The sequence below is a fragment of the Variovorax paradoxus genome, from assembly GCF_030811855.1.
GTDB lineage: Bacteria > Pseudomonadota > Gammaproteobacteria > Burkholderiales > Burkholderiaceae_C > Variovorax > Variovorax paradoxus_L.
In genome coordinates this window covers 1-7,791 of sequence record NZ_JAUSRN010000031.1, presented here as the reverse complement: position 1 = coordinate 7,791, position 7,791 = coordinate 1, and the positions used below count along the sequence as shown (strand labels likewise).

General features: G+C 69.4%; 1 protein-coding gene. It reads left to right on the top strand.

Annotated elements, in window-relative coordinates:
- Positions 1 to 7,791: hypothetical protein (locus J2X92_RS29380; RefSeq protein ID WP_307581401.1), on the top strand; the 7,791-nt coding region annotated here is incomplete at both ends.

The window sequence follows — 7,791 nt, the reverse complement described above, 5'->3', positions numbered from 1 at the left end:
GAAGGAACAGGTCGACCCCGACGGCCTGAACCTCACGCGCAGCTTTGAATACGACGCGGCCGACAACGTCACGCGCGCCATCGACGCCAACGGCAACGCCACGCGCTACGCCTACGACGCCAACAACCGCCGAGTCTTCACGCTCGACGCGCTGGGCAACCTCTCCAAGCAGGAGTACGACGCCGAAAGCCGGGTGACCCGCCTGACCTCGTATGCGGTTCCCATCGTCACCACGGGCCTGGGCAACGCCCCCACAGTTGCGCAACTGCAGGCCAAGGTGGTGGTCACGGCCGGCACCGATCTCACCGAGAGCCGCCGCTACGACCGCGATGGCCGCCTGCGCTTCAGCGTGGACGGCACTGGCGCGGTCGTCGCATACACCTACGACAAGGCCAACAACGTCATCGAGACGCGGGCCTATGCCAACCGCATCACCCTGGCAAGCTGGAACATCGCCAGCGATCCGGCGGTCACGGCCGATGCCGCGCGCGACGAGCGCGTGCGCACCGTCTACGACAGCCTGAACCGCGCCACCTGGAAGGTGGACGGCGCCGGCGACGTTATCCAGTATTTCTACGACGCCAATGGCAACGTCACCGAGTCGCGCGCCTACGCCACGGCGCTGACCAGCGCGGCCTTCGGCAGCTGGAACGGCACCTCCGCGCCCGCCGTGACCGCCGACGCAACGCGCGACCAGCGCCTTCGCACCGTCTACGACACCGCCAACCGCGCCACCTGGCGCGTCGATGCGCTGGGCGATGCCACCCGGTATGCCTACGACGCGAACGGCAATGTCGTCGAGACCCGCGCCTACGCCAATCCGCTAGCCTCCGCGACGCTGGTCGCTTGGGACGGCCGCAGCGCGCCTGCGCCCGTGGCCGACGACGCGCACGATGCGCGCGTGCGAAACGTCTACGACGCCGCCAACCGGTTGAGCTGGCGCGTGGACGGCACCGGTGCCGTCAGCCATACCGCGTACGACGACAACGGCAACGTCACCAGCCAACGCCAATACCTGAACGCCATTGCCTATGCGAGCGCCCCCGACAGCGTCGTGGCCAGCGACAGCGATCGCATGGTCGACTACCTGTATGACGCCGCCAATCGCCTGAGCTACCAGCTGCGCTGGACCAACACCTCCGACTTGGCGAGCGGCATGGGCAACATGCGCGAGGTCATCTCCTACTCTTACGACGGCGTGGGCCGCCTGGTGCGCCAGACCGCGCATGCCTGGCCGCTGTTTGCCTACGTTGCCAACGACATTGGCTCGGTTTTCGGCAATCTCAGTGTGGCGCCGGATCTGGATCAGTCCCGCTTCATGGTGTACGACGCCGCGGGGCGGCTGCGCTACGACGTCGATGGCGTGGGCGCCGTCACCCGCAACAGCTATGACGGTACGGGCCGCTTGATCCGCACCGAGCAGTTCGCCCGCGCGATTGATCTCGGCTTCGACGGGGTCGTCAATGGCTACGCCTTCGCTGCGCCTTCAGCGGCCAACGTGGAATCTCTGCTGCAACCCGATGCCGCCATCGACCGCATCACCGCCTTCGCCCACGACGGCGCGGGCCGTCGCACCTTCACGGTCGATGCGCTGGGCGGCGTCAACCGGGTCGTCTACGACGCCTTCGGCAACGTCACCCAGCAAATCGCCTATGCCAATCCCATCGCGCCGCCCGGCGCCGCCACGGCCTACACCGACGCCGCGTTGCAGGGAACGGTCTCGGCCAATGCAGGGGCCGACCGCATCCAGCGCACCGCCTACGACCAGGCCAACCGCCTGGTCTTCAGCGTCGATGCCCAGGGTGGCACGACCGAATCCATCTACGACGGCCTCAGCCAGGAAGTCGAGACGCGCCGCTATGCGCGAGCGATCGGCACCACGGGCCTGAGCACCACGGCCAGCCCCGGAGACATCCGCGCGCGCCTGAGCCTGGACGCCGCCAACGACCGCATCTCGCGCCAGGTCTTCGACGCCGCGGGGCGTTCTATTTACGGCGTCGACCCGCTGGGCTTCGTCGGCCGGACCGACTACGACGGCCTGGGCCAGGTGCGAAGCACCATGCAGTACGCACTGGCCATTCCGTCCACCACCGCCAGCACGGCGGCGGCCGTCGCCGCCGCAGTCGTCGTGAGCCCCAACGACCGCAGCACGAGCTACAGCCGCGACGCTGCCGGGCGCGTCCTCTCCAGCACCGACCCCATGGGCTTTACCGAAGCCTGGAGCTACGACGCGCTGGACAACAAGACCAGCTACACCAACGCCAAGGGCGCCGTGTGGAACTACGGCTATGACCGCGCCGGGCGCATGCTGGTGGAAGTCTCGCCGCAGGTCGAGCTCACCGCGGTGATGCCGGGGGCCGACGGCCGCCTGACGGTGAACGCGGCGGCCAGCGGGGTGGGCAGCGTCATCACCCATCTGAGCTATGACGCCTTCGGCCAGCTGCGCAGCCGCATCGAAGCGGCCGGGCGCCCCGAGCAGCGCGTCACCAGCTACGAGTACGACCAGGTGGGCCGCCAAGTCAAGGTCATCTACCCGCCCGTGGGCGTGTACAACGGCGCCGAGGACATCACCACCAATGGCGACGGCATCGGCGACAGCGGCGTGGCGGCGCGCGTCGAGCAGACCCAGGCCCTTTATACCCAGACCACCTACGACGCACTGGGCAACGCCATTGCAAACCGCGACATCGGCGGCAAGCACAGCTACAAGACCTACGACCTCGTCGGCCGCGTGGCCCATGACGTCGATGCGCTGGGCTTCGTCACCGGCTACGCCCGCAACACCTTCGGCGATGCCATCCGCCTCACGCGCTACGGCGCCGCCAGCGGCCTGGCCGCGGGCAATCCGGCCAGCCTTGGCAACGCCCAGGTTCAGGCCACCGTGGCCGGCCTGAACCATGATGCCGACCGCACCCTGCTGACCGACTACGACCGGCTGGGCCGCGCCATCCAGGTCACCGAACCCACCGTGTACGTGCACGACAACAGCCTGGCCTCGGGCCAAGGCTTCATGGCCGGCAAGACCACGCGCAACACCTACGACACCTTCGGCCAACTGGCCCAGGTGGCGCAGCTCAAGAGCGCGGGCAACTGGACGCTCACCAGCAACTACTACGACAAGCGCGGCCAGCAGGTCGGCAGCGTCGATGCCCTGGGCTACGTCACCACCCAGGCCTTCGACAGCGCGGGCAACGTCGCCGTGCACACCGAGTACGCCAAGGCCGCGACCGCCTGGGCCGGCACCGGCAGCCTGGCAGGCTGGACAGGCGCGGTGAATGCCGGGGGAACGGCGCCTACCCCCGCTACCGATGCCGTGAACGACCGTCGCACCGAAACCGCCTACGACCGCAACAACCGCAAGACCAGCGAAACGCGCAAGAACGTCGAGTACAGCACCGCGTCCGACGGCACCAGCCTGCGGGGCGACCTCACCACCGGCTACGGCTACGACGCCGTGGGCAACCTCACGCGCACCACCGATGCGGCGGGCGCCTCCACCTACAGCTACTACGACGCGCTGGGCCGCGTCACTGCCGTGGCCGAACCCACGCGCACCAGCACCGAGAGCGGCGCGGCCATCACGCCGTTGACCGTGTTCCGCCGCGATGCCTATGGCAACGTCGTGCTCAAGACCGAGTATGTCAACGGGGCGGATGCCAATGGCAATCCGCTGAGTGCGAGCCCGCTGCCGAACGCGGTGCCGGTCGCCAGCCCGCAGATTGCCGCCTTCGGGGCGGCGGGCTATATCTCGGTCAACGACGTCGGTTATCTCTCCGCCTCGCCGTTCCCCGGCAGCGTGGCCGTGCACCAGCTGCACGCCACCCTTCCTCAGTTCGTAGTCGTCAAGAAATACGTCACCGAGCCGGAAGTCGCCGGGCACCTGGCGCCTGTCGGTGGTGTGCCGCTGTGGGGGGACGACGGCATCATCGGTTACATCGCCGGTACCCAGACCGAAGGCACAGTGCCGCTGTACCGCATGCGGGAGGTGCCGCCCCCGGGGTGGGTGGGTTCCGAATACACCCAGCTTGTATCCGACCCGGCCATCGTCAGCCAATTGCTGGCCTCGGGCGAGTGGACTCAGGAGGCCCCGATCGGCTATGTGGCCAGTGCCCCGGCCGGTCCGCTCGACGTGGCCATGCACCACATGCGGCTGATCTTCAACGGGAGCGACAGGGATGTCTATGGCATGGAGAACCATGCCTACATGCAGGGCACCGTCATGGTCGACCCCTACGCCGATCCGGCCCGGTACGCCGACCTCATGGCCCACACCGACCGCACCAGCTACGCCCAGTACGACGCCCTGGGCCACATGGTGCAAAGCACCGACGCCATGGGCGCGAGCCACTTCAGTTCCTACAACAGCCAGGGCCTGATCGCCAAGGAGTGGCAGGGCGTCACCGACAACGAGGGCGCCACGCGCACCCTGTATCGCGCCTACCAGTACGACGACCTGGGCCGTCAGACCCACGTGATCGACCCCGGCACCGCCAGCGACAACGCCAGCTACGTCAACGGCGCGGCCGCCGCCAGCGGCATCTATGTGACCAACCCGCAGGCCAGCGCCACGTCGGGCAGCTACGCGCTCGACGAAGACGGCGTCACCATGGTCGACGAGGTCGGCGTTCCCGTTGTCGAGTCCTACGGCAGCCTCACGCTCACCCAACTGGCCAACATCGTCAATACGCAGGGCGGGCCGTTCCAGGTCCACTTCGACTTTGTCACGCCTGAAGTGATCGGCGGGGAGAGCAGTCCCACCATCGAACCCGGCCACGCCGTCACGCAAACCCAGTCCTTCTTGCCCGATGCGGCCACCACGCCAGGCGGGGTGGAACTGGTGCCCAACGAGCCCATGGCCAGCGTCACCGCCATTCGCATCTTCCAGCAAGACGGCGCGGGCAATTGGGTGCTGCTGTGGCAGGGCACCCCCGCGCAGGCCAACGGCCAAACCACGCTGGGCGGCGGCGTCGGGCAGCCCGGCGCCGCCGGCGCCGTGGTCGACACCGCCATGGCCTACAACGCCTTCGGCGAACTCGTGGCCAAGAGCGTCAACGGCCAGGCGGGCGAGTACTTCGACTACGACCTGGCCGGACGCCTGTGGCGCACCAACGCCGGCGATGGCGTGGACAAGATCGCCCTTTACGACCTGCAAGGCCGCCAGAACGCGGAGATCCGCAGCGCCGGCAACGGCCGCGGCGACATCGACCTGCGCAACGCCGTCGGCAGCGCCGACCAGGCCGACCTCTTGGCCGACGTGCGCCGCACCGACACCACCTACGACCTGCTCGGACACGTCACCCGCCAGGCGCTGGCCGAGCGCCGCGAGACCCAGGGCGGCGTGGCCGTGCACACCGCCCAGCTGGGCGCCAGCATCGCCGCCAGCAGCGGTCCGGGCGAGGATGTCTACGGCAACCCGGTCGCCTGGCGCGGCACCAACTCCGTCGCGCTCGACTGGTCCGGCTACCTCGCCGACCTGGGCAACGGCCAGATCAAGGTCGCGCTCAGCTATGCGCCCAAGGACGGCGCCGGCGGCGAAGGCGCCGTGCGCACCCTGAGCCAGGTCTTCAGCGCCGCCCAGGGTCTCAATGGTGTGGCCTTCAACTGGGCCGACGACGCCCATGCCGGCGAAGGCGGCATCCAGCGCATCGCCCACATCACCGTCTCCAAGCAGGACCAGTTCGGCAACTGGCAGACCCTGATCGAGCGCGACAGCGCCGGCTACGCAGGCCAAGCCGTGCACATCGCCGCACCCGGCGCCGCGGTCGGCCCGCCCCCGGGCTCCCAGGTGACGATGCAGCTGCGCCCCGCGGGCAGCACCGGCGACACCGGCTGGGCCGACGTGCCCCTGGTCAACTTCGGCGACAGCCTGCGCTACGACGCCTCCGGGCTGCCCCTGGGCGGCTACGAGTACCGCGTCTTCACCGCCCAGCCGGGCCAGGCCGCGCAGATCACCGCCACCGGCAGCCTGAACATCACGCCGCGCGTGCTGGCCACCATTGGCACGCCCACCGGCGTGAACGGCGCCGCCCAGACCCTCGAGTGGCAGGGCCCCGGCGCCGGCGACCTGCAAGTCATTCGCCTGCGCGTGGCCGGCTCCAGCGACCCGTGGGTGGAGCAGGCCATCGCCTACCCCGAGGGCAACGCGCACAGCGTGGTCAACCTCTCGGGCCTGGCCGCCGGCACCTATGAGTACGAGCTGCTGTGGACCCATCCGGGCGATGCCGGCCCCTATGCGCACGTCACCGGCCAGATCGGCAAGGTCGCGGGCGTGCCCGGCACCCCCGCCACGCCTGCCCAGGGCCTGCCGCACATCGACGGCGTGGCGGTGGAATTGCGCCAGGAGGTGGTGGGCACCGACGAGCAGTCGAACCCCATCTACCAGACCGTCTACGTGGTGCGCGTGCCACCGCCGCCGATCGGCTCCATCAGCGGCTTCTTCTACCGCATCAAGGGCTTCGAGTGGCCCTTCACGCCCATGGCGATCCAGCCGCGCGCGGACGGCAACTGGGAAGCGAACATCACCGGCCTGCACCTGCCCACCGGCGTCTACGAATACGCCTACGGCTACTTCCCCGGGTTCGGGGCCGCGGCCACCAGCCAGGCCCTGGGCGACATGACCGTGGCCGCGGACGGCAGCGTCACCATCGTGGACACCACGCCGGCCTACGTGCCTGCCACCCCCGGCACGCCCGACACCCCGCCCCAGTACAGCTGGGCCGCCACCGACCCCGGCCCCTACGCCCTGAGCCAGGACCCGCTGCTGGGCGGACGCCAGATCGGCCAGGCCATCGGCCAGAACGGCACCGACGGCTGGCGCCGCCCCATCGTCAACCAGAACACCGACCGCTGGGGCAACGTGCTGAGCATCAGCGACCCGCGCTCGGCCAACTGGGTCACCAGCTACAGCTACAACGCCAACAACCAGCTCATCCGCCAGGTGCAGACCGACGCCTACGGTAACCCCGGCACGGACGGCAATGGCGCCATCGTCAACCCCGACGCCGTCGTCACCCGCATCTACTACGACCAGATGGGCCGCCAGGTGGCCGTGCGCGACGCCAACGACCACGTCAACGGCCAGCGGTGGGACGCCGGCGGCAACCTCGCGCAAGAGCTGCACGCCGACGGCGGCGTCATCAGCCACGCCTACGATGCCTTCGGCGACAAGGTGCGCACCATCGACGCCATGGGCAAGGGCACCTGGTTCCTGCACGACAAGCTGGACCGCCTGGTGCGCACCACCCACACGGCCGTGGACGTCTGGGGCTGGCCCACGCTCTTCGGTCCCGCGGTCACCGGCCAGGCCCAGATCAGCGAGACCAGCGCCTACGACCAGGCCGGTCGCCTCCTGCGCAGCACCAACGGCGCCGGCGAGACCCTGAAATACACCTGGGACCTGCGCGGCAACCTGGTCCAGACCACCCAGCCGCTGGGCCAGGCCACCCGCGCGGCCTACGACGCGCGCAACCGCAAGATCCTGGAGGTCGACGCCAACGGCGCCCTGGCCACCTGGAGCTACACCTACTTCGGCCAGCTCGCGGGCCACAGCGACATCGGCGGGGCCAATTACAGCTACGCCTACGACAACGCCCGCCAGCTCACCCGCCAGACCAGCACCCGCGGCCAGAACCTGGCCTACAGCCATGACGCGGCCGGCCAGCTCGTGCGCATCGACGACGCCAGCCTGGGCAAGGTGAGCCGCTACGCCTACGACCTGTCGGGGCGGCGCGTGCGCGAGCAAACCGAGCAGGGCGGCGTCTCTTACCAGGACAACCGCATCGCCTACGACGC